Raw genomic sequence first — 2,351 nt, 5'->3', positions numbered from 1 at the left:
GGCGCATCGTCCTCCCGGACCTCGCCCACGCCTACGACGGCACCGCGCTGGAGCCCGTCCCGACGTCGTTCCGCCGCTGGGCGCAGCAGCTCACCGCGCTCGACCGCTCCGCCGAACTCCCGCTCTGGCAGGCCCAGTTCGAGGGAAAGGACGCGCCACTCGCGGAGCTGGACCCGGCCGTGCACACGGCGGCCACCGTCCGGCACCTGTCGCTGACCCTGCCGTCGGACGTCACCGCGGCCCTGCTCACCGACACCGCCGCGCGCTACCGCGCCACCGTCAACGACGTCCTGCTCACGGGCTTCGCGCTCGCCGTGAACGCCTGGCGCGACGGCGACGCCACGCAGGTGCTGGTGGAGCTGGAGGGCCACGGCCGCGAGAACGTCGTCGAGCACGCCGACACCACCCGCACGGCCGGCTGGTTCACCAGCATGTTCCCCGTCCGCCTCGACCCCGGCGCTCCCGGCGACCCCGGCCGCGCGCTGAAGGCCGTCAAGGAGCAGCTGCACGCCCTGCCGGACAACGGCATCGGCTACGGCCTGCTGCGCGCCGCGCTCGACGACGCCCCCCGCCCGCAGCTCGGCTTCAACTACCTCGGCCGCTTCGCGGCGGGCGAGACGGACGCCGACTGGGCGCTGTGCACCGACGTCGCACTCGGCGACGGCCGTGACCCGGCCATGCCGCTCGCCCACGCCGTCGACCTCAACGCCGCGACCCTCGACACCCCCGAGGGCCCGCAGCTCACCGCCGACTGGTCCTGGCCCGACGGCCTGTTCACCGAGGAGCGGATCGGCGAGCTCGCCGAGGCCTGGTTCGCCGCACTGCGCGCCCTCGCGGCGACCACCGGCGGCGGCCTCACCCCGTCCGACGTCCGCCCGCTGGTCGAGGTCTCGCAGGAGCAGATCGACCGCCTGGAGGCCGACCACGGCCCCCTCGCCGAGTTGCTGCCGCTCTCCCCGCTCCAGCAGGGCCTCTACTTCCACGCCACCTACGACACCGACGGCCAGGACGTCTACACCGTCCAACTCGCACTCGACATCGAGGGATCCGTCGACCGGGACGCGCTGCGCTCGGCGCTGCGCACCCTGCTCACCCGGCACCCGAACCTGCGCGCCGCCTTCCGCCAGGACGGCACCGCCGCGCCGCTCCAGGTGATCCCGGCGGACGTCCCGCTGCCCTTCGAGGAGGCCGACCTCACCGGCCTGCCCGAGGACGGGCGCGCGGCGGCCGCCGACCGGCTCACCGCCGAGGACCGCAGCCGGCGCTTCGACCTCCACCGGCCCCCGCTGATGCGCTTCACCCTCATCAGCACCGCTGCCGACCGGCACCGGCTCGTCGTCAGCCACCACCACCTGCTGCTGGACGGCTGGTCCATGCCGGTCTTCCTCGGCGAGCTGTTCGCCCTCTACGGCACGCGCGGCGACGCCGCAGGGCTCGCCCGGGTGACGCCCTACCGCGACTACCTGGACTGGATCGCCGACCAGGACCGCACCGCCGCCGAGGCCGCCTGGCGGGAGGTGCTCGGCGGGCTGGAGGAGCCGACGCTGCTCGCCGCCCCCGACCCGTCCCGCGCCCCCGTCCTGCCGGTCCGCACCCGGCTGGAGCTGCCCGAGGAGCGGACGGCCGCGCTGGCCCGCTTCGCCCGGGAGCGCGGGGTCACCGTCAACACCGTGGTCCAGGCCGCGTGGGCGATGGTGGTGGGCCGCCTGACCGGCCGGGACGACGTGGTCTTCGGCGGGACGGTCTCCGGCCGTCCGCCGCAGGTCCCGGGCGTCGAGTCGATGGTCGGCCTGTTCATCAACACCCTGCCGGTGCGCGTCGCGCTCGACCCGGCCGAGACCCTCGGCGCCCTGCTGGACCGGCTCCAGGACCAGCAGGCCGGCCTCATGGACCACCAGTACCTGCCGCTCGCCGACCTCCAGCGGATCGCCGGGCTCGGTGAACTCTTCGACACCCTCGTCGTGTTCGAGAACTACCCGCTCGACGCCGACGGACTGCGCACGGCCGCCGGCGGGCTCGGCATCGTGGGCGGCGACAACCACGAGTCCACGCACTACCCGCTGAGCCTCACCGTGAGCCTCGGCCGCTCCCTCGGCCTCGACCTCGCACACCGGCCCGACCTGCTCGACCAGGCCCGGGTGGACGCGCTCGCCGCGACCTTCGTCCGCCTGCTCGGCGAGGCCGCCGCGTTCGCGGAGGAGCCGGTCGGACGGCTGCGGCTGGGCGAGCCGGCGGACGGGGCACTGGTCCTGGGCGCGTGGGCCGGTTCGGTGGAGGTCGCGCCGGAGCCGGAGCCGCTGCTCGGGCGCTTCGCCCGGCAGGTCACGGCGACGCCGGACGCCACCGCCGTC

General features: G+C 75.4%; 1 protein-coding gene. It reads left to right on the top strand.

The features are described from left to right. Window positions 1-2,351 (top strand): condensation domain-containing protein (locus AB0C76_RS41210; protein WP_359975884.1); only part of this gene is annotated, 2,351 nt, incomplete at both ends.

It is taken from the genome of Kitasatospora sp. NPDC048722 (assembly GCF_040650235.1).
In the GTDB taxonomy this organism is placed as follows: domain Bacteria; phylum Actinomycetota; class Actinomycetes; order Streptomycetales; family Streptomycetaceae; genus Kitasatospora.
This window is presented reverse-complemented; position numbering and strand designations above follow the sequence as displayed.